This window comes from Dyadobacter sp. 32 (assembly GCF_902506755.1).
In the GTDB taxonomy this organism is placed as follows: domain Bacteria; phylum Bacteroidota; class Bacteroidia; order Cytophagales; family Spirosomataceae; genus Dyadobacter.
On the sequence record NZ_LR735258.1, the window covers coordinates 6,493,447 to 6,513,859 of the forward strand.

General features: G+C 45.0%; 17 protein-coding genes and 1 riboswitch. Of the genes, 6 read left to right on the forward strand and 11 right to left on the reverse strand.

The window, feature by feature from the left end; all coding sequences use genetic code 11:
• Positions 1–434 precede the first annotated feature (434 nt).
• A riboswitch (SAM riboswitch) is annotated at positions 435–542 on the forward strand.
• A gap of 168 nt (positions 543–710) precedes the next feature.
• Positions 711–1,760, forward strand: a complete 1,050-nt coding sequence (locus tag DYADSP32_RS26605) for an alpha/beta fold hydrolase (protein ID WP_149239918.1) — start codon at positions 711–713, stop codon at positions 1,758–1,760.
• Positions 1,761–1,840: 80 nt separating this feature from the next.
• On the opposite strand, the gene DYADSP32_RS26610 is transcribed toward DYADSP32_RS26605, so the two are convergent.
• The 7 genes from DYADSP32_RS26610 to DYADSP32_RS26640 form a co-directional block, all read right to left on the reverse strand.
• Complete coding sequence (locus tag DYADSP32_RS26610; RefSeq protein WP_149239917.1) at positions 1,841–2,611, reverse strand: glycerophosphodiester phosphodiesterase family protein; 771 nt, start codon at positions 2,609–2,611, stop codon at positions 1,841–1,843.
• 99 nt (positions 2,612–2,710) lie between these two features.
• The gene (locus DYADSP32_RS26615) at positions 2,711–5,362 is read right to left on the reverse strand and encodes a PQQ-dependent sugar dehydrogenase (RefSeq protein WP_414618082.1); all 2,652 of its coding nucleotides are present in this window, start codon (positions 5,360–5,362) and stop codon (positions 2,711–2,713) included.
• 211 nt (positions 5,363–5,573) lie between these two features.
• Positions 5,574–5,753 (reverse strand): helix-turn-helix transcriptional regulator, encoded by a 180-nt coding sequence (locus DYADSP32_RS26620; RefSeq protein ID WP_149244653.1) that lies wholly within the window; start codon positions 5,751–5,753, stop codon positions 5,574–5,576.
• A gap of 118 nt (positions 5,754–5,871) precedes the next feature.
• A complete protein-coding gene (locus DYADSP32_RS26625) occupies positions 5,872–8,190 on the reverse strand; it encodes an FdhF/YdeP family oxidoreductase (protein WP_149239916.1) in 2,319 nt (772 codons plus the stop codon).
• Between the two features lie 5 nt (positions 8,191–8,195).
• A complete protein-coding gene (locus tag DYADSP32_RS26630) occupies positions 8,196–8,564 on the reverse strand; it encodes a DUF7009 family protein (protein WP_149239915.1) in 369 nt (122 codons plus the stop codon).
• Positions 8,561–9,397 (reverse strand): formate dehydrogenase accessory sulfurtransferase FdhD, encoded by an 837-nt coding sequence (gene fdhD, locus DYADSP32_RS26635; protein WP_149239914.1) that lies wholly within the window; start codon positions 9,395–9,397, stop codon positions 8,561–8,563. The genes DYADSP32_RS26630 and fdhD overlap by 4 nt, the downstream gene beginning before the upstream one ends.
• Positions 9,394–10,008, reverse strand: a complete 615-nt coding sequence (locus DYADSP32_RS26640) for a molybdenum cofactor guanylyltransferase (RefSeq protein ID WP_149239913.1) — start codon at positions 10,006–10,008, stop codon at positions 9,394–9,396. Before DYADSP32_RS26640 ends, fdhD begins: the two co-directional genes overlap by 4 nt.
• Before the next feature lie 228 nt (positions 10,009–10,236).
• Here DYADSP32_RS26640 and DYADSP32_RS26645 point away from each other — a divergent pair, with 228 nt between their 5' ends.
• The 5 genes from DYADSP32_RS26645 to DYADSP32_RS26665 all read left to right on the forward strand — a co-directional run bounded on the left by DYADSP32_RS26645 (position 10,237) and on the right by DYADSP32_RS26665 (position 16,040).
• A complete protein-coding gene (locus DYADSP32_RS26645; RefSeq protein ID WP_149239912.1) occupies positions 10,237–10,638 on the forward strand; it encodes a heme-binding protein in 402 nt (133 codons plus the stop codon).
• A gap of 137 nt (positions 10,639–10,775) precedes the next feature.
• Complete coding sequence (gene fdhA / locus DYADSP32_RS26650) at positions 10,776–11,966, forward strand: formaldehyde dehydrogenase, glutathione-independent (RefSeq protein WP_149239911.1); 1,191 nt, start codon at positions 10,776–10,778, stop codon at positions 11,964–11,966.
• 230 nt (positions 11,967–12,196) lie between these two features.
• Positions 12,197–13,240 carry a hypothetical protein gene (locus tag DYADSP32_RS26655; protein WP_149239910.1) on the forward strand — a complete coding sequence of 348 codons (1,044 nt, stop codon included), beginning with the start codon at positions 12,197–12,199 and terminating at the stop codon, positions 13,238–13,240.
• A gap of 122 nt (positions 13,241–13,362) precedes the next feature.
• The gene (gene mnmA, locus DYADSP32_RS26660; protein WP_149239909.1) at positions 13,363–14,478 is read left to right on the forward strand and encodes a tRNA 2-thiouridine(34) synthase MnmA; all 1,116 of its coding nucleotides are present in this window, start codon (positions 13,363–13,365) and stop codon (positions 14,476–14,478) included.
• Positions 14,479–14,699: 221 nt separating this feature from the next.
• Positions 14,700–16,040, forward strand: coding sequence for a transposase (locus DYADSP32_RS26665; protein WP_149239659.1), 1,341 nt, complete (start codon positions 14,700–14,702; stop codon positions 16,038–16,040).
• Positions 16,041–16,287: 247 nt separating this feature from the next.
• On the opposite strand, the gene rlmB is transcribed toward DYADSP32_RS26665, so the two are convergent.
• The 4 genes from rlmB to DYADSP32_RS26685 all read right to left on the reverse strand — a co-directional run bounded on the left by rlmB (position 16,288) and on the right by DYADSP32_RS26685 (position 20,221).
• Positions 16,288–17,058: a 23S rRNA (guanosine(2251)-2'-O)-methyltransferase RlmB gene (gene rlmB / locus DYADSP32_RS26670; RefSeq protein ID WP_149239908.1), complete on the reverse strand. Its 771-nt coding sequence runs from the start codon at positions 17,056–17,058 to the stop codon at positions 16,288–16,290.
• Positions 17,034–18,242, reverse strand: coding sequence for a GWxTD domain-containing protein (locus DYADSP32_RS26675; protein WP_149244652.1), 1,209 nt, complete (start codon positions 18,240–18,242; stop codon positions 17,034–17,036). Before DYADSP32_RS26675 ends, rlmB begins: the two co-directional genes overlap by 25 nt.
• 243 nt (positions 18,243–18,485) lie before the next feature.
• On the reverse strand, positions 18,486–19,376 hold the full coding sequence (locus DYADSP32_RS26680; RefSeq protein ID WP_149239907.1) for an SDR family oxidoreductase: 891 nt from the start codon (positions 19,374–19,376) through the stop codon (positions 18,486–18,488).
• Positions 19,377–19,408: 32 nt separating this feature from the next.
• The gene (locus tag DYADSP32_RS26685; protein ID WP_149239906.1) at positions 19,409–20,221 is read right to left on the reverse strand and encodes a crotonase/enoyl-CoA hydratase family protein; all 813 of its coding nucleotides are present in this window, start codon (positions 20,219–20,221) and stop codon (positions 19,409–19,411) included.
• Positions 20,222–20,413: the final 192 nt, after the last annotated feature.

Here is a 20,413-nt window from a genome sequence, read left to right on the forward strand (position 1 = left end):
TTTACCGGGGGTGGGTACTGCGCTCATCAAATCCGTGGTGACGTGCAAAAAATGCTTGACTTATTATTGTGTTGATATTGAGTTGGTTATTTTTTTGAGAATGCATGTAGCATGGTTGTCTGCTATGATATTTTGCTCATTGAGCATAATCAAACAGTTACGCTTTACCGCCTGACCCGGCCTTATTTTAACAGAAAAATGGCGGAGCTAAATTTTTCAGATGCAGATACATATTTTTGGAAATAAGTTAATGAGCTAATCATTTAAGTTTTAAATAATTAGGAATGGAGGGGCAAGCAAAGCTAACGGCTCCTTGCCTACGCCTTTTTGAATAAGCCCATTAAATTCGGGGTAGTGCCAACAATTATTTGCATTTCCCGGTGTCCGGGCTTAATATTGCATCATCAAGTCAATTGCTTCACTTAATAGCGATTGATTTATAAAGAAGAGGCGAGAGAATGGGCTCAATGAACCTCTGGCAACCTGCTACCACTTTGGAGAAAGGTGCTAAATCCCACCTAAGTTATTAGGGGATATAAAATCAATTCGTGTATGAACTTACTGTTAGAAATTTCCGTAAGCCGGATGGCTTTAATCTCATAGCTGGTATAGAATTCATTTTCTATTAAGCCAAATACCGTATGTCCCTAAATGTAGGGTTTACCGGTACTTAAATGTTATTTTGACTTAAACCTTGTGCCTGGGCACTTATGCAAGCGGAACAAAAGATTTACAAATATCCATACCCGTATGTTCTGGAAATGGGGCGGGAGCTTCCAGGTTTCGAGCTGGCTTACACAACATACGGCGTTCGTAATGCAGATGACAGTAATATCATCTGGATTTGCCACGCACTTACCGGAAGTTCCAATGCGTCCGACTGGTGGGATGGGCTGGTAGGGGAGGGCAAATATTTTAATGCCGAAGAGCACTTTATTATTTGTGTCAATGTGCTAGGTTCAGCGTATGGATCCACGGGTCCGCTTTCGATGAATCCTCAAACCCAAAAGCCTTATTATCGGGATTTTCCAACACTAACGGTCCGGGATGTGGTCGGAACCCTTGAAATTTTACGTCAGGAGCTTGGAATCAGGAAGATTAAAATTTGTATTGGTGGCTCTCTGGGCGGGCAACAGGCCCTCGAATGGGCGGTGGAAGTTCCGGATCTTTGCGAAGAGCTCATCGTCATTGCCGCCAATGCACTGCACTCACCCTGGGGTGTGGCTTTCAATGAATCCCAGCGAATGGCCATCGAAGCCGATCCAACTTACGGAGACGAAAGTCCATCGGCCGGAAGTATGGGGATGCGGGCAGCCCGTTCGGTAGCCTTGCTTTCTTACCGCAACTACGATACCTATAATTTTACACAAGCAAGGGATAATCCCGATCAGATCGACGATTTTAGGGCATCCTCGTATCAGAAATATCAGGGCGATAAATTTGTGAACCGTTTCAATGCCTATTCTTATTGGATACTTTCCAAGATCATGGACTCTCACAATGTGGGCAGGAATAGGGGCGGTATAGTCCATGCGCTAGGGCTGGTAAAAGCGAAAACGCTGGTGCTCGGGATTAAGTCAGATTTGTTATTCCCAATCTCTGAACAGCAGTTTTTAGCAAGACATATACCGGATGCTGTTTTTCAGGAAATAGATTCACTTTATGGGCACGACGGCTTTCTGATAGAATACAAACAGCTCACGCAGGTGATCCGAGCCTGGGAGGAAAGCAACGGGCAATTGCAAACGGCAAGGATCTGAGGGCTATCCTATGACAGAAATAAAAAAGGAGCAAGCCGATCACAGCTTGCTCCTTTTTTATTTCCTTGGCATCAACATTGCTACTTCGTCATTTCCAACAATGCCTCTGGCTCATTGGTGGTGATGTAATCTACTTTGTTGTCTAGGAAGTACTGCATGTCAGCCTTGCTGTTTACGGTCCAGACGTTGGTTACGAGCCCGTTTTCCTTCGCCTCCCTGATGTATGATTCATGCTTTTTGAAAACACCGAGATGATAATCAATGCCATCCAGGCCCGCAGCCTTGATCTCTGCGGGGGTTTTGTCTCCGTTCAGATATTGAACATGCGCTTTGGGGGTCAACTGCTTCACTTTCAGGCAAACGTCATAATCAAATGCGATGTAATCGGTGATCTTTCCCACTTTCAGTTCTTTCACCAATGCCACACATTTTGTAGCCAGCGCCATAGATCTTTCTTTGCCCAATCGGGAGGTTTTAATTTCCAGAATAAGCCTTGTTTTCTTTTGGTTGGCACCAGCTTTAAGATAAGCCTCAAGAGTCGGAAGGTTTTCTCCGTTGCTTAGTTTTATTTCAGAGAGCTCCTTCGCACTGGTTTTTTCAATATCCGTTCCTTTAATGGTATGGTCGTGATTGACAAATAATACGGAATCTGCCGACATGTGTACGTCAAACTCGCTCCCATAACATTTGAGTTTAATCGCATGCTCGAGTGCACCGATTGAGTTCTCTGTGGCGCCGGTATTTTTCCAGGCGCCCCGGTGCGCGATCACTTTGTTTTTACTCTGGGCCATACTTTCAAAAACGATACAAAGCAGTAAACCTGCAAGAATCAAAAGTGAATTTTTATTCATTTTACTAAAAGGTTGGATATGCATTTGGGCAGGCAATATAACGCCTTCGCTATACTTCTGCATGATCATTCTGTTAAGAAAGGCTTTTGGTTAAAATTATTACCGCTCAAAATATATCCAGTCCACATTGAAAAGCCCCCTCTTTGTTTTGTCGGGATTGGTGAATATGAAATACAAATCCTGAACGCCATTGGTCGGGTTAATGGGCGTTTCCATTTCCAGCCAGCCCTGTTTCGGATCCTTGGCCTTTCCCGGTGGAACTTGTAATTTGCCCACGAGCGCACCATCCTTGCGGGTTACCCGGATTTCTATCGTTCCACCTTCACCATCCTGCTGCACCCTGAACCGCATTTTGCTGATGTGGGTAAGATCTGTTTTTTTGAAACTAACATATTTCCCATTTCCGCCGGGTACGTAAGTCACAAAATCGGTATTCAGGGTGCCGATACCAACGCTTACATTTCCCTCTTCGTAATCTTCGATCTGAACCAATGGATTTCTCAATACAAGATGATTTCCGGCTTTCAAGGGTTCAATACCATTCGCTCCCTGGTCCGTGTAAGCAGCCTGTATCACATAGACGCCATCAGTTTGTGTGTCGGAGTGCTCCCTCAGATTCAAAGTTCCTGATAAGGGAAAAGCAGTTTCGGGTTTTTCCAGAGAAAGTATGTAAGTGGCAATCTCCTTCGCATCCTTTAGGGGGAGATCGGGGTGTGGCGGCATCGGGTAAGTTCCCCAGTTGCCGCTTCCGCCCTTGATAATCTTTGTGGCGAGCAATTCATTTGCATCGTCCTGGCCCTGGTATTTTTTTGAAATGGCTTTAAGTGCAGGGCCAATGCTTTTGGTATCCATTGTATGGCATGCTTTACAATCGAGTGATGCATACAATTTTTCGGTCGCAACAAACTTCATATTCCCGTGATTGGCGCCAGACAGGGCCGCCGCCAGATCCGATTTTGATGCCAGGTAATTAAAGCTTGCCGATATTTTCTTGGCGTCAATTTTTTTGTCTTCTGCGTCTTGAATGTTGATTTTGTAGTCCAGTTGAGTGCCATCCCAATAGAAACTCTTGTTGGTATTGCTGCTGATGGACACCACAGGCGGCGTATTTCCCACCTTAATCTGCTGCGTAGCCACACCAGCACCACCGTGATTGTCGGAAACGGTAAGAGCGATATTGTAGATGCCAGCTTTTCTGAATGAATATTCGATTTCTTTGCCTTTCAACTTTTGTGTTCCAATTTTCCATTCATAAGTCAATTGGTCACCCTTGTCGTAATCGTGTGAGTTGGCAGCGGAAAGGGTTACGCTCATCGGTGCCGGTCCCACGGTTTTGCTGGTAACGATGCTGGCCACAGGGTTACGGTTACCTTCGGAATATTCAATGCGAAGTAAACCGGCGTCGGCGCTTTTTGCAAACCAGTTGGTTCCATAGGCCAGCATATAAATGGCGCCGTCTTTGGCAATTTGCATATCCATCGGTGCCATTACTTTTAAATGCGGGAGAAATGGCTCCATAGCCACATAGTTACCCTCACTATCCAATGTAACGGCCATGATCCATTTCCTCACCCATTCATAAATAAAGAGCTTTCCGTTGTAGTAATCCGGAAGCTTGTATTTAGCATTGGGGTAGAGGTCACTGTAATATACAGGGCCGGCCATTGCGCTTGCCGCACCTTTTCCCACCAGGGGCCACCGTTTGGACGCACCTTTGCCGTACCAGATCATTGCGGGCTGGGCGGGGGGCAGGTTTTTTATACCTGTGTTGTTGGGGGAATTGTTCACAGGGCGAAGCGGATCCTGCTTCGGGCCTTCTTTTTTCGTTTCGAAATCGTATTTCGGGAAACCTTCATTATTGCCCAGGAAGTATGGATAGCCGAAAAACCCCGGTTTTCGCGCCTGGTTAATCTCATCGTAACTCAGCATACCCTCTTCAGCCGGGATCATCGTGTCCGGGCCTACGTCACCCCAGTATACAAATTTTGTTTTGGGATCCACAGATACTCTGAAAGGATTTCGGCAACCCATTACATACACCTCAGGCCTGCCCTGTGATCCGTCTTTTGGGAATAAATTGCCTTCCGGGATAGCATAAGTACCGTCAGGCAGTGGTTTTATTCTCAAAATTTTTCCACGAAGATCGTTGCTGTTGGCAGTGGTTCCCTGATCATCGGAAAGCTGGCGTCCGGGCCTTTCGTCCGTGGGGTTGTGGCCTTCGATTTCTTCTGCATTGGTATTGTCGCCGGTGGACATGTAAAGCAACCCGTCGCTGTCAAAAGTAAGATACCCTGCCGAATGGCAGCAGTAAGTACGCTGCGTAGGCACTTCCAGAAGGTTTTTTTTTGATCGTAAATCCAGCTGATCGCCATTTAAATTGTACCTGGTCAGCTGGCTCACATTCCTGGTTCCTGCCAGTCCGTAATAGAAGTAAATCCAATGGTTTTCTGTAAACGATGGATCGGCAGCTACACCCAGCAGTCCGTCCTCGATTCCACTGTACACATCAAACTGTGTAATGGTTTTTAATAGTTTTTCTTTCGCATTATACAGCTTTACTGCACCCTTGCGCTCCACAATCACCACATTGAAATCTGGCAATATGGCCATTCCCATGGGTTCATCCAGTCCCTGGGCGAGCAGCATGTGTGTAAAGCGACTGCTATCTGGCGGCGAAGTTGTTTTTCCGAGTGTTGTGAGGTTAAGCAGATCTGAACCTTCCGGTGGTAAGACGGGTGGGGCGACCAGCATTTTCGACCTTGAATGTTGTTGAGAAATGAGTCCGGAATGCAAAAACATGCATCCGGCCAAAAATAGTGAGCTGAGTATTTTAACAGGGTTCATCTAAGGTGTTGTCTTGGAACTAGCCCAAAAGGGTTAGGATTAAGCTAATGTAAGGAATTTCGTAAAATTATCATTTTACCATTGAAATTCTCATGACTGCTGTATGTTATTGCCCTGTTTATATACGCTGAAATTCGGTAGGTGTAACGCCCTCGCTTCGCTTGAATAATTTCGTGAAATAGTTAAGGTTATTGAATCCCGATTGGTAGCAAGCCGCTGATACGGAGGTTTCCGGATTGTTGAGAAAGCTCTTGGCCAGCTCAATCCGCTCTTTTATAATGTATTCAACAGGCGAAATGCAATGCGTTTTGCGGGTAACAACTCAATCAAAAACTTCGGGTGATTGGTCAGGTTTAAGTGCCCGATTGTATTTCTGTTTTCCATTACATCTGCTTTTTAGTGTGTTAGGCATTCTTTTAGCCAACTGGTGACTCATGCTTTCTTACCGTTAGTATCACTTGTTTTGAGGTGGGTGTATTGCTCTTCTCTGCTACACTGGTTATGGGTACGAGCACGTTGGTCTCGGGAAAGTAGGTAGCAGTACATCCTTCGGGGATCGGGTATTCCACCACGATGAATTTGCGGGCGACACGTTCTGTCCCCTCATGTTTGTTGTATAGATCCACCACATCGCCTTTCACAAGTCCCCGATCCCTCATGTCTTTGCTGTTCATGAGTATCACCCGTCGTTCGTTGTATATTCCTCTGTATCGGTCGTTTAAGCCGTAGATGGTGGTGTTGAACTGGTCATGGCTGCGGATGGTCATCATCATCAACTGGTTTTCTTTCAGTTCCATGGTCGTCACGGGTGCCACATTGAAGTGCGCTTTCTGACTGGTGGTTTCAAAACTGCCTTCCCGATTACAATTTGGGAGGTAAAAACCCGCAGGCTCGCGAACCCTACGGTTGTAATCCTTAAAGCCGGGGATAGTCCGTTCGATATCTTCACGGATCAGGTCGTAATTATTGGCGTATTTATTCCAGGATACCCTGGATCTGCTTCCCAGCGTAGCTTCCGCCAGTTTACATACAATAACCGGTTCGCTCAGCAGCGTTTCTGAGATGGGTTTCAGTACACCTTTCGAAGATTGAATCACACCCATCGAATTTTCGCAGGTTACAAACTGGTTTTCGCCGTTGATCATGTCCTTATCGCTACGGGCAAGGCAGGGCAAAATAATTGCCTCTGCACCATGAACCAGATGGCTCCGGTTCAGCTTGGTGGAAACGTGCACAGTTAACAAGCATTTTCTTAAGGCCGCGGCAGTAAAGGTCGTGTCCGGAGTGGCAGAAAGAAAATTACCGCCCATCGCGAAAAATATCCTTGCTTTCCCTGCATGCATGGCCTTTATGGCCTCCACGGTATCATATCCATGATTTTGTGGTGGGGTAAAACCGAAATTGCTTTCAATGGATGCCAGCAATTTTTTCGATGGTTTCTCATAAATACCCATGGTGCGGTCGCCCTGTACGTTGCTGTGGCCTCGAACCGGGCAGGTTCCTGCACCAGGCTTGCCGATGCTTCCTTTCAGCAAAAGCAGGTTCACTACTTCCTTAATGGTGTCCACAGCATTTTTATGTTGTGTCAATCCCATTGCCCAGCAGGCGATAATCTTCGTTTTGTGTTTAAGAATCTGTACTGCTTCCTGAATCTGGCTCATAGGCACTCCGGCAATGGTGGCCAGTTCGGCAGGATTGTATTTCAAAAGGTGTTTTTGCAAATCATTAAAACCGGTGGTATTTTTTTTAATAAAATCAAAGTCAAGCACTGAGCCCGGCGATCGCTCATCCTCTTTTAGCAATAAGATCTGAATTGCTTTCAGTAGCGCCATGTCGCCATTTATTTTGACCTGTAAAAAAAGGTCGGTAAGCTCCGGGCTCATATTCAGAATTCCTTTAACAGTCTGAGGATTGTTAAAGCCCATCAGTCCGGTTTCAGGCAGGGGGTTGATAGAAATAATCCTGGCCCCGTTTGCTTTTGCCTTTTGCAAGGCAGTCAGCATTCTCGGATGGTTGGTGCCTGGATTTTGACCAAGAATCACAATTACTTCGGCTTCATAAAAGTCTTCCAGTTTTACTGAGCCTTTACCTATCCCCAGCGACTCGCCCAATGCTACTCCACTGCTTTCGTGACACATATTGCTGCAATCCGGCAGATTATTGGTGCCGTATTCCCGTATAAAAAGCTGATACAGAAATGCTGCCTCGTTACTGGTGCGGCCAGAAGTGTAGAAAATCGCCTCGTCGGGGCTGGCAAGGCTATTCAGTGAGGCACCAATTTTAAGAAAAGCGGTGTCCCAGGAAATAGGCTCATAATGTGTGCCTCCCTTGCGAAGGTACATAGGCTCCGCTAAACGTCCTTTACCTCCAATTTCATAGTCTGATAAGCCGGCAAGTTCCCGGACTGAATGATCTTTAAAAAAAGCCGCATCCAGTTTTTTTGTGGTCGCCTCTTCTGCAATGGCTCTGGCTCCATTTTCGCAGTATTCGGCCACACCCGACCGTTCATCATCCGGATCAGGCCATGCGCAGCTCGGGCAGTCGAACCCTCCTTTTTTGTTCAGGTTCCAGAGTGCTTTCATTCCCCGCCCTAATCCTGCTTCGGAGACAACTTTTTCAAAACTTGAAACTACCGCGGGAATACCGGCAGCCACTTTTTTGATGTTTCCCATTTTGAGCCCGGTAAAATCCTCCGGATTTTCTGCGCCTTCTTTGGCGAAAATATCTTCACTCATATGTTTCAACAGGTTTTATTAGGGTTTTCATATTGATCCGATTGATCCTCCGTGGTACGGTCCAGGCACTTGAAGTCCTTCTCGATCAACAAATACATGGTGTCCGTAGCGGCGGTATGTACATGTGCTTCAAAACCAACAATGTCGTTGATTGCCCAATCCTCCACATAGCTTGCTGGTATTTGCATGGTGATCTTGCCATTTTCAAATGAGGCCGTCAACTGGTCGGCCTCAAAAGATTGTTTTACTTCATAGGAAAAGACCGAGCCACCAAAGTTTGTAAATTCGGTAACAGCTCCCTCGTCAGTGAGTTGCCTTACATCTGTTTGCGACAATCTGAACCGGATCGAACTGCCTTGAATACGTATTTTCATAATGTTTCGATTCTTTCGTAGCCAGAATATATGTTAAATGTCTCTTTCCGCATAAACCCTGCAAGGGTGATGCCGCTTTCTTCGGCCAGCTGCACCGCAAGGCTCGACGGAGCTCCAATGGCAACAATGATTTGGATGCCCGCCATGGTTGCCTTTTGAATGAGTTCAAAGCTTGCTCGTCCACTTAGCAAAAGGATGCTATTGTTTAGCGGCATTTCGGCTTTTAAAAATGCAGATCCCAGTACTTTATCCAAGGCATTGTGGCGCCCCACATCCTCACGGAGCAGGAGAAAGGTGCCTTCCAGGTCAAAAAGCGCAGATGCGTGCAGCCCTCCTGTTCGGAGGAAAACGCTTTGCTGTTTTTCTAATAGGTGGATCAACTCCAGAAGTACATGACTTTTCACAGTTACCGCATGGTTTTGTTTTCCATAAACGGAGTTTGTTTTAATTGAATCAATGCTGGATTTGCCACATACACCACAGCTGGAAGTCGTGTAGAAATTCCGCTCTGTGGTGGATAAATTGGGTATTACCCCATCGTTCAGTGAGACCAAAACTTTATTATTTTCCACTGCACTGATTCTGGCATTTTTGATCTGGCCTGGTTGCTGAATGATCCCTTCGGTAAATAAGAAGCCAACGGCCAATTCTTCATCGTTGCCCGGTGTGCGCATCGTTACGGAGATGCTTTTTCTTACACGAATGCCATCCACCATATATGAAAGCTGGATCTCGAGTGGCTCCTCAATGGCCAGTACATCTTCTCGGTCAATTATTTTGTTTAAGAAAACGTGCTTAATTTTTTTAGTTACAATTGAATCTTCGTCAATCATCTGCATTCTGATTTTAGTTTTTCTATTAACAGTCTGGCCTGCTGAAATTGCTCAAAAGTATCTATGCTTGTCATTGTAGCCGGGTTGTTGGGTGTGTATTTTTCAGCATGCTGTGATCTTAAAAATTGTTGAAGAGCATATTCGCCCCTTCTAAAACAACCTTGAAGAAGTGAGGCGCATTGGCTGGAATACCAGGCCAGGAGTGGTTCATATCGCTGTTCGGAGTTGTAAAAGGCGGAGGCAACCTGCTTTTTCGGTATGGCTTTCATAAACAATTCCAATGTTTCCATTCCCAGAAAAGGGTAATCGCAGCCGATAACCAAAAAATCTTTTTCCGGATATAAAGAATAAGCTGTTAGCAGTGCCGCCATAGGTCCAATGTTTTCATATTCAGATTTATCCTCCATAATCTCGTAGCCGGGAAGTATATTTTCAGACTGGTTTTTATTACAGCAAATATATACCCGCTCGCAAATCGGATCCAGCATTTTATATACATGATACTGCTGTGGTCGGTCGTGGTAAACCAGCAGCCCTTTTTCGGTTCCCATACGCTCGCTCATTCCGCCACATAGTACAAGGCCATACGGTATGCTTGCTTTCTGATACATGTTTATCCTCACTTGATGTTTCAGGAATTTTTGGTTTTTACTTTCGTACTGACCTGTTCATTCATTTTATAAAGTTAAGCGGTAAAAAGCAGTCGCATTCATTAGCTTCGCTGTTAATGGGTATTTTGGGAGTATTGTTATATAAATTGGGAATATTGTTCAAATGTCAAAGGTGTACTTGTGCCTAAATTTGATAATATTTATTTAACTTTATAAAATTCTAAGACTATGAACATTTCATTGAAACAAGCCGAAGCCGTGGTTAACGCTGCAAAAAGTAAAGCAATGGAGTTGAATACACTGATGAATATTGCCGTGGTGGATTCAGGTACCAATCTTGTGGCCTTTGTTCACATGGACGAAGCATGGCTGGGATCGATTGATATTTCGCAGCGGAAGGCACGTACCGCCCGTTATTTTAATATGGACACCGGAGCGATCGGTGCACTGTCGCAGCCTGGCGGGCCGCTATTTGGTATCGAACATTCCAATGGAGGTGTAATTACATTTCCCGGTGGTGTTGTGATCAAAAATACAAACGGGGAAATAATCGGGGCAGTGGGTGTTTCAGGAAGCACAGTAGAAAACGACCACCTCGTGGCGCAGGCAGGTGCAGATGTATTTAAATAGCCTTTGGAATGGGACGATTGGGCTTTGATCATTTTGTGATTTTCGATTTTTCCTGTGCCAATTAGCTGAAATTGAATCAGTAAACAGACCATAAATTTTTTTGAATCAATTATCTTAAACCTTTAAAGCATACCAATATGTGTCAGAATCATGGAGTAGCTTACATTAAACCCGGTGAAGTGGAAATTCAGGAAATAGAATATCCAAAGCTGGCTATCGGTGATCGCAAATGCGAACATGGAGTCATTCTTAAAATTGTGTCCACCAATATTTGTGGCAGTGATCAGCACATGGTGCGCGGCAGAACAACGGCGCCGGCGGGACTGGTTCTGGGACATGAAATAACCGGTATTGTAATTGAGGCAGGACGAGATGTTGAATTTATTAAAGTGGGTGACCTGGTGTCGGTGCCATTTAACATTGCATGCGGCAGATGCAGAAACTGTAAAGTAGGGCAAACGGGCATCTGCCTGAATGTGAACCCGGCGCGACCTGGTGCAGCTTATGGCTACGTGGACATGGGCGGTTGGGTAGGAGGCCAGGCAGAGTACGTGATGGTACCATACGCGGATTTTAATTTGCTTAAATTCCCGGACAAAGATCAGGGAATGGCCTATATCAAGGACCTCACGCTGCTTTCTGACATTTTCCCCACAGGTTTTCATGGCGCAGTCATGGCGGGGGTAGGTCCTGGATCCATTGTGTATGTTGCAGGTGCAGGGCCGGTGGGTCTGGCTTGTGCAGCTTCCTGTCACCTATTGGGCGCGGCAGTTGTGATCGTAGGAGATATGATCCAGGAAAGACTCGATCAGGCCAAAAGTTTTGGTTGCGAGGTGATAGATCTGACCAAAGATACACCTTTGGAGCAGGCCATTGCGGCCATCATCGGCAGTCCGGAAGTGGATTGTTTTGTGGATTGCGTCGGTTTCGAGGCAAGAGGACATGGATCACACTCTGACGAGGAGCGTCCTGCTACGGTTTTGAACACAGCGATGGCGATCACACGTGCTGGTGGAGCTATTGGTATTCCCGGCCTTTACGTAACGGGAGACCCAGGAGCAAAAGAGGATGATGCCAAAGAGGGTAGCCTGAAAATCAGAATTGGCCTCGGTTGGGCAAAGTCTCATTCCTTCTACACCGGTCAATGTCCTGTGATGAAGTATCATCGATCGCTTATGAATGCCATTCTTTATGATAAAATAAAAATTGCAAAGGCAGTAAATGTAGAAGTGATCAGCCTGGCAGATGCCCCGAGAGGATACAGGGATTTCGATAAAGGTGCTGCCAAAAAGTTTGTGATTGACCCGCATAATATGATTATGAATTAGTGAGATGTGACCGGGCCGGGCGGATGTGAAATGGGAGAGTGAAATGTGAAATGGGGTGCAATTTGCTGAAAGCGGAGTAAATGTGTGTAGGATTGGACAAGGTGCATCTGACTTTATGTAACATTGAACATTTGGTGTAGATTGAGAGGCTTTCGAAAGAAGGCCTCTTTCTTTTTGGTAATTCCCGACGACAAATCATAATTTTCGGAAAAGAAGCGCTAACTTACTTTATGGAAAAAGGCGACGTCACCATCTTAAAAAAGAAACCGATTTATCCGGTAAGCTCTGAGCTCCGGAAATATCTGCGTGCCTATAACCGGGAGGCGCGGTTACCAATCGGATACAATGACCTGCTCAATTTTTATGAATCGTTTCCAGTGATGGACAAAAGTGGAAAGGATACGCTTTGGGAATGCCCCTTGTACCCACCACACGAGATTGAACGAATCAACAGTGGCCTCAAAAAAGCTTATGCGATGCTCAAGGCCTCTGGGAATCTTCGTATCGTTGAACATAAATACATCGACCGGATAGACTACTGTAAATTTGGGAACTCCAATCCTTTCCGTATCAAAATCGTAAATCGCCTGAATGATATCTACGATTACTTCTATGTAAAAAAAGCGGATGCTTCCAGAATTTATGGGCTCGAACTGGAGGAGATTTTTTCGCCCAATCAGGTGAATTATCTGGTGGATGAGAATACATTGATCGAGGAACACATTGCGGGCATACCGGGTGATGTATTCGCAAAAACACGTCTGGATCAAACGGATTACAACCCTAAAAGGATCGCAAAGGAGTTTGTGAAGTTTAACGAGCGCTGCATGATCACGCTCCTGGGCGATATGAGAGCCTATAATTTTGTAATGCAGATCACGCCCGACTTTGATGATTTTCAGTTTCGTCTCCGCGCCATTGACTTTGATCAGCAGTTTTATGAGGGAAATGTAAAGGTATACATGCCCCAATATTTCAAAGAGAATCGTCCTTATGTAGAGCTCGCCATGGAGCACCTTACCGACAAAACGGTTTTGCAATACCAGCAGGAGGAACAATCCTCGATTATGTACCAGGCCAGGAGCGAAAAACACAGGCTGCGGGAGCTGCGTGACGTATCCAAAAAGGACAATATTTCCACACCCGCCAATATCCACCAACTTGCGTCCGGCCTTGCCAAACACTATGGCGACCCACATTATCACACCTGTGAGAGCATGACCGATATTATTGAGCTGAATATTAAGAATGTGATTCGGCAGGTGATTGCTTAAGTAAAGCCTTGTTTCTGTTGGCATATCCGTATCTTTACGGAACCATTCAGCCTCCTGCGGCTGTTGGTAATTTTCAAACTATAATAAATCGGAAGGCATTCAACCTTCGGCGGATTATCAAAATGAGTAAACACGGAAGAATCCTGGTCGCCATGAGCGGCGGTATTGACAGCTCGCTAGCAGCTGTGATGTTACACGAGCAAGGTTATGAGGTCATTGGCATGACCATGAAAACCTGGGATTACGCCAGCAGCGGCGGAACCAAAAAAGAAACAGGATGCTGTTCTCTGGACTCCATCAATGATGCCAGAAGCATCGCCGTTGAACTTGGTTTCCCCCATTACATACTCGATATCAGGGCCGAGTTCGGTGACTATGTCATCGATCATTTTACCGGTGAGTACCTCGAAGGCCGAACACCCAATCCATGTGTGCTGTGCAATACGCATATCAAATGGGACGCACTTCTTAAACGCGCAGACCGGCTTGACTGCGAATCCATTGCAACAGGGCATTATGCCAACATACAGTTTCAGGAGGGTCGTCACTACGTTTCCAGGGGCATAGATAGCTGGAAGGATCAAAGCTATGTGCTTTGGGGGGTTTCTCAGGAAAGTCTGAGTAGAACAAAACTGCCACTTGGATATTTGCATAAATCGGAAATCCGCGAAATGGCGCGTGAAAGGGGTTTTATTGATCTTGTAAATAAGGCGGAGAGTTATGAAATATGCTTTGTGCCCGACAATGACTACCGAGGTTTTCTGAAGCGCCGCATTCCAGGGTTGGAAGCAGAGGTGGCGGGTGGAAACTTCGTATATGCGGATGGAACGGTGGTAGGGAAACATGAAGGTTACCCATTCTACACCGTAGGTCAGCGCAAAGGGCTTGGTATTGCCCTGGGAAGGCCCGTATTTGTGACCGAAGTCCGCAAGGAAACCAATGAGGTGGTATTGGGTGATTTGCCCGATCTGTTCCGGGATGGAATGATTGTAGGTAAGCTCAACTGGCAAAAATATGATGGTCTGTCGCAACCTTTGGAGACGGTCACCAAGGTACGTTACAAGCATGACGGTACACCTGCCTTATTGATTCCCGAAGAGCCCGGAAAGATAAAAGTACATTTTCACGATGGCGTTAATGGAATTGCCCCAGGCCAGGCCGCGGTTTTCTACGAAGGCGACGACGTCGTAGGTGGCGGCTGGATCATGAAGAACTTCCGGCAGGAAGCTGGAAATTAGGGCTGTAAAAGGAGTTAAGATGTTAAGAGGACTTAAGAAGTTAAGAGAAGTTAAGAGGAGTTAAGAAGTTATGGAGTTAGGTGCTAACTAGGGTAACCAAACGCCAAATAACGACTTGATTTTTAGTTATTTGCGACAAAAATTAACCCCGAAAAAGCCCAATGCTGGGATATTTCGGGGTTTTTGTTTATCTTAAGGTTACCAAGCTTTAACATAAACATATGCAAATTACACTTTTTCCTGCTGATTTTCACTACTCTTCAAAATGGTACATTTTCAAGGAGTCGGAACTAGGTAAGATCCATGCTTCTATCAATTGGGACGGTTTGTCCGAGCTATTACCAGAGAAAAAGACGCTCCGCGGATCACCTTCCTGGCTATCTTCAAAGGGGTTGTTTGGCCTGATGTTTCTTAAACATTATACTGGGCTTAGTGATGAAAAGTTAGTTGACCGTTTTAATACGGACTGGGCAATGCAGTTGTTCTGCGGAGTACTATTAGCTGAAAATGAATCAATTAAGGACAATTCATTTGTGTCAAGGATAAGATCTTACTTAGCAAAGCATGTGAGTGTGGAACAAATGCAGCAAAAAATGCTAGAAAAGTGGAAACCGAATCTCGAGAATAGTCACGTGATGCTTGCTGACGCGACGGCTTACGAAAGCTATATTCGGTACCCGACCGACGTTAAGCTGCTGTGGGAGTGTTGTTTATGGCTATGGGACAAAACCATTCCTAATGTATGCAACAGCTTTAAGCTTAAAGTTCCAAGATCCAAGTTTGATCAGCAGAGGAAAAAATGCTTGATATACAGCAAGTTAAAAAGGAAGTCGCGACGCAAAACGAAAACTCGAAAACTCTCACTATTACATCTGGTTGAGAAAGGTATAGAGAGTCTGCAACAACTTCTGAATCAAACGCAAGGCGGCAAACTTTCCGCAGCAGATTATGCTCGTATTCGTACTATTAAGCTGATTTTACAGCAACAAAGGCAGCTATTCAACTACCCAGGCGTAAAGATTAAAGATCGTATAGTTTCCCTTGCTAAACCATATGTAAGGCCTATAAAACGAGGAAAAGAAAACAAAGATGTGGAATTTGGAATGAAGGTTCACATGAATCAGGTAGACGGTATTAATGTGATCGAATATGCTAGCTTTAACAATTTTAATGAATGTAAAAGACTGAAAATAAGTATATTAAAGCACAAAAAACATTTCGAAAAATGTACTCATATATCGGCAGACAGGATTTATCCGACCAATGAAAATAGACGTTTTTGCACAAGTCGTAAACTCATCACGAATTTTGACAAAAAGGGACCAAGGAAAGAAGATAAACAGGAAAAACAAATAAAAGGAATTCTCAATAAAGCCAGAAGCTCATCAATGGAGGGCAGTTTTGGAAACGAGAAAAACCATTATCTACTTCGAAAAATCAAAGCCAGAAGTAAAGGAACCGAAATGATATGGCTATTTTTTGGTGTATTCACCGCAAACGCGGTTAAAATGGCTAAAAAAGCTCCGACAGTGCAAACGTTCCCAAAAAAGCAAGCTGCGTAATTCTCAATAGCGCAAACGAAAAATCTAACCTTGTAAGTTGGGGAGGATAGTTATGTCCATTTAATTCATAAACTGAAGCAGTAGGCCATATTAAGTCACCAAAATTGTACTTTTCCCATACGACACCCTCAATCAAAAACTAAAACTCCCCAATCGAATCCTGAGACTACACGCCAAGGAGATCGACAAGGGAATTTTCAAGGGAGGCCCAACTACTTTTAACTCCTTAACTCCTCTAAATTCTTAATTATACAATCCGCTGTCTTACCGCTTCATACAATACAATTGAACTGGCAGCAGACACATTCAACGATTCGACTTTTCCGGTTAACGGTATTTTTGCACCACTATCGGCCAGTTGAATAAATTCCTTGGATATTCCGTCTTCTTCTGACCCCATGATGATGACCGTGGGGATCTTAAAATCAATATCATAAAGGGACTTGTCGCCTTTTTCAGTACAGGCGATGATCTGAAGTCCGCTGTTTCGCAGATAAAGTAGTGTTTCGTACAAATTGGGTTCACGACACACCGGCAGGAAATTCAACGCCCCCGAGGATGTTTTCATCGCATCTGCGTTGATCTGGGCTCCACCTTTCATTGGTACTATCAATCCCTGTACGCCCGCACATTCGGCGGTTCGGGCGATGGCCCCAAAGTTTCGAACGTCTGTGATTCTATCCAGGAGTACAAACAAGGGCGTTTTGCCCTCTTCGTACACTTGAGTAAGTACATTATGCAAAGGCATGTACTGAATCGGAGATACAAAACAGATGACACCCTGGTGATTTTTACGGGTTACTCGGTTCAGTTTTTCAACCGGGACCCGCTGATATGGTATTCCGAGCTCCTTAGCCAGCTTTTCAATTTCTGAAAGCCCTAATTCTCTTTGAATAAATAAACGTTCAATTTCCTTTCCCGAACGAAGGGTTTCAAGTACAGACTGTGTGCCAAAGACCATATCGGCCTGAGACTGTCTTGGGGCGGGTTTTCTTACCGTATAGTTCCGTTTCTCCATGCTTCTACTACCGGATACCAAATGGGCTGATACTCCGCATAGCGGACAAGCTCATAATGGTCATCCACGAATTGATTATTTCTGCGATTAAAAGTAAAATTAACATTTTGGGCATTACCACGCTGGTCATAAGTCCACACCTCACGGTCCTTGCTGCGCTGAACTTTATCCGGAGGACCGAGTATGATGTAAATCATACCCTTGTCCGTTTTCCATCCTTCTTTGTAAGACGTAAACAATTGGTTGGCTTCTTCCACACGTCCATAAAAAGACCGGATGGATTGTTGAGCCAACGGGGCATTGCCATTCATGAGTGTGAGCCAGTATTTGTCCAGCGCCTTTTTGTAATCTTCTGCTTTTTTTATTTCATTGATCTCATTATTGGTACTCATGTACAGCAACGGCCCCAGCAGGAGTTCGGGCTTGGTCACTTTGGGGAAGCGCTCGTTTACCACAAGTATTCCCAAACCTTCCGATTGTGTGGTATCCGCAAAGATGTTGTAAAGGCCTTCCCGGGTAAAATTCAGCGGTTCGTTGGAATTGATGGTGAAAGAGCTGTCCACCGTCAGCGATTTCGAAACGCCACGGGAAGCAGTATTCATTGGGGAACCTGCTGCGTCGAAGCTGTGCTGATAGTAAAATACATGTAGCTTTTCGGTTGCCTCGTTAATTCTTTTAATCGTGAAGTTTTCCGTATTGCTGACATAATGACGTTGAAGGGGTTCTTTGGAGGATCCCGCATAAACCCCGAAAAGCTCGGATGCACTCTCTTTTTTAAATCTGATGGTAAGGTCATTCAAAACCTTCTTCAGGGTGCCCATCTGGCTTATTTCGCTTAACAGCACACCACTCTCTCGGTTAGGGCTTTTTACATCAAAACCAATTACAATCTTTCCGTTCACGCTGGATACATTGGAAGTTTCGAGCTTCACATTGCCATATCCGAGCCGGTCGCGGGTACCGTAGTCGGAGTAAATCACATAGTTAAGATTGTAAAGCTTACAGAATTCTTCCACCGAAACCGGATTTTTACCTTTGAAAGCATCTACATACAGGTACACACGGGTCATCGTGGTGTCGCGTAGCAAATACTTACTTTGAATAGCAACCAGCGATAATTCTTCCTTCACAGTCGCCTGTTGTTGCGAAGATGGCCGTACAGTGGCCTCTGGTAATTGCTTCATTGGCTTGCTGGATTTTGCACATCCGGCAATGATATAAACCGATAGAATGGTCAGGCAGAATTTAAAAAATGTGTTCATGGTAATATCTTCATTTTTCAAATAACGAAGTAAGGGGTAAATTTACCCAATAAAAAGCGAAGAAAATTATTTTTGTGAGCTTTTAGCCTTGAGCCAACCGCATTTAACACTTTCTGACCTGATACTTTACTCATGGAGCCGGCGAGAATAAGCACTAGAAATGTATTACTCGGTACTCCTTGGTGGCTTTGTAGCCTTTTTGATTTGATCCTCAATAGCGTCCCATTGGTCGTCACTTACCTCTTTAAGGAAGTTGAACTGTCCTCCTCCCAGTACTTCACCACCATCCAATGTAATCACTTCACCGGTGACGTATGCTGAAAAATCGGATACAAGGTAAGCCGCCAGATTGGCAAGTTCCTGATGATCTCCGACCCTTTGTAAGGGAATCCGGTTCTCGAAAGCGAATTTGTTGGCCAGTTCCTCAGGGAATAGCCTGTCCCAAGCTCCTTTGGTTGGAAATGGCCCCGGGGCAATCGCATTAAGCCGGATACCGTGATCGGCCCATTCAAATGCCAGAGACTTGGTCATAGTCAAAACACCCGCTTTGGCCATTGCTGATGGCACCACCCAACCCGAGCCGGTCCATGCATATGTCGTGGAGATATTTAAAACCGTTCCTTTGATTTTGCTTTCAATCCAGTATTTCCCTAGTGCCAGGGTGAAGTAATAGGTTCCTCTCAGAACGATGTCCACTACCGTATCGACCGCTTTATAAGACAGCCTTTCAGTTGGGCTAATGAAGTTTCCTGCCGAGTTATTGACCAATACTTCAACGGAGCCAAATTTTTCAATGGATTTTTGAATGACGTTTTCAATTTGTTCGGGCTTTCTCACATCGCATGCTACGGCCAGAACCTTGCCTCCGGTGAGTTCTTCCAGTTCGCGCGCAGTGCTTTCAATGACGTCTAACCTGCGACTGCAAATGACTACATTGGCTCCGAGTTTCAAAAAATAGGTAGACATGGATTTGCCGAGTCCGGATCCTCCGCCTGTAACGATGATGGTTTTACCTTCTAAGGCTCCGTCGCGGAGCATTCCCTGAGTATGTTGCATGATGGGTATCAATTAAATCTAAAATTTTCCTGTCAATTTCTGAATTTAGGCTCCTTTCTTTCAAGCTTGGATTGAACCGCAATCCGTAGGTCTTCGGACAATAGCATACCTGCGTTCCAGGTTGCTACATACTGGAGTCCGTCGTCTATGGAATGATCGCGGCTGTAATTCAGTACATGTTTGGTGCCGCGGATTGCCAGGGGTGACTTGGCAGCGATGTTGAGCGCAACTTCAAACACCGTTTTCATCAATGACTCGGATCCATCCTGACATGAATTGATCAATCCGATTTGTTCGGCCTCTTTACCATACACATTTCTTCCTGTAAAGGCCATTTCCCTCACAATGCCATGCGGAATCAAACGGGGCAATCGCTGTAATGTACCCAAATCGGCTACCATACCCATGTCAATTTCCCGGATCGAAAAATACGAATCGGTCGTTCCATAACGAAGGTCGCAGGCACTGATGATATCGACACCCGCGCCAATGCATCCCCCCGAAATGGCAGCAATGACAGGCTTGCAGCAGGCCTCAATCGCATTTATAGGGGCTTGTAAATTTAGAATTTCTCTACGGATATACTCCCGGCTCCTCGCTCCGCAGGCCTGACCACTTTCCGCGGTGATATCCTGAAATAAAGTCAAATCGATGCCGGAACAAAAGTGCTTTCCCTCACCGCTCAGGATAATTACCCGTACATCTTCACGGGTGTCGAGCATCTCAAAGGCGTTTTGTAAATCATTCCAGGCGCCGTGGTGTAGCGCATTCGCTTTATCAGGTCGATTGAAACGAACATGTGCCACATGGTTATTGACATCCAACAGGAGATTTTCGTAGGTCATCAGCTATAATTCTAAAGAGTTACCACAACCAGTTATTTAATTAGTATGCATGCATACTATGGCAAAGATATTGTTTTAGTTAAATATTTGTACTTTGTCAGGAAAAATAATAATAATCTACGGGTCGGTTTTCCGGCAGGTTTAAGTAAGCATTTTCGCAAAAAAACGTGTCATCTTGCTTCTCTTGTAAAA

Bases quoted from the DNA above. Each gene is read 5' to 3' on its own strand.
- DYADSP32_RS26685 (WP_149239906.1), bottom strand. From the start codon at position 20,221: ATGACCTACGAAAATCTCCTGTTGGATGTCAATAACCATGTGGCACAT.
- DYADSP32_RS26625 (WP_149239916.1), bottom strand. From the start codon at position 8,190: ATGAGTGAAGATATTTTCGCCAAAGAAGGCGCAGAAAATCCGGAGGAT.
- DYADSP32_RS26615 (WP_414618082.1), bottom strand. From the start codon at position 5,362: ATGCTGGTCGCCCCACCCGTCTTACCACCGGAAGGTTCAGATCTGCTT.
- DYADSP32_RS26630 (WP_149239915.1), bottom strand. From the start codon at position 8,564: ATGAAAATACGTATTCAAGGCAGTTCGATCCGGTTCAGATTGTCGCAA.
- DYADSP32_RS26675 (WP_149244652.1), bottom strand. From the start codon at position 18,242: ATGAAGCAATTACCAGAGGCCACTGTACGGCCATCTTCGCAACAACAG.
- DYADSP32_RS26610 (WP_149239917.1), bottom strand. From the start codon at position 2,611: ATGAATAAAAATTCACTTTTGATTCTTGCAGGTTTACTGCTTTGTATC.
- DYADSP32_RS26680 (WP_149239907.1), bottom strand. From the start codon at position 19,376: ATGCAACATACTCAGGGAATGCTCCGCGACGGAGCCTTAGAAGGTAAA.
- DYADSP32_RS26605 (WP_149239918.1), top strand. From the start codon at position 711: ATGCAAGCGGAACAAAAGATTTACAAATATCCATACCCGTATGTTCTG.
- DYADSP32_RS26640 (WP_149239913.1), bottom strand. From the start codon at position 10,008: ATGTATCAGAAAGCAAGCATACCGTATGGCCTTGTACTATGTGGCGGA.
- fdhA (WP_149239911.1), top strand. From the start codon at position 10,776: ATGTGTCAGAATCATGGAGTAGCTTACATTAAACCCGGTGAAGTGGAA.
- DYADSP32_RS26645 (WP_149239912.1), top strand. From the start codon at position 10,237: ATGAACATTTCATTGAAACAAGCCGAAGCCGTGGTTAACGCTGCAAAA.
- DYADSP32_RS26655 (WP_149239910.1), top strand. From the start codon at position 12,197: ATGGAAAAAGGCGACGTCACCATCTTAAAAAAGAAACCGATTTATCCG.
- fdhD (WP_149239914.1), bottom strand. From the start codon at position 9,397: ATGATTGACGAAGATTCAATTGTAACTAAAAAAATTAAGCACGTTTTC.
- DYADSP32_RS26665 (WP_149239659.1), top strand. From the start codon at position 14,700: ATGCAAATTACACTTTTTCCTGCTGATTTTCACTACTCTTCAAAATGG.
- rlmB (WP_149239908.1), bottom strand. From the start codon at position 17,058: ATGGAGAAACGGAACTATACGGTAAGAAAACCCGCCCCAAGACAGTCT.
- mnmA (WP_149239909.1), top strand. From the start codon at position 13,363: ATGAGTAAACACGGAAGAATCCTGGTCGCCATGAGCGGCGGTATTGAC.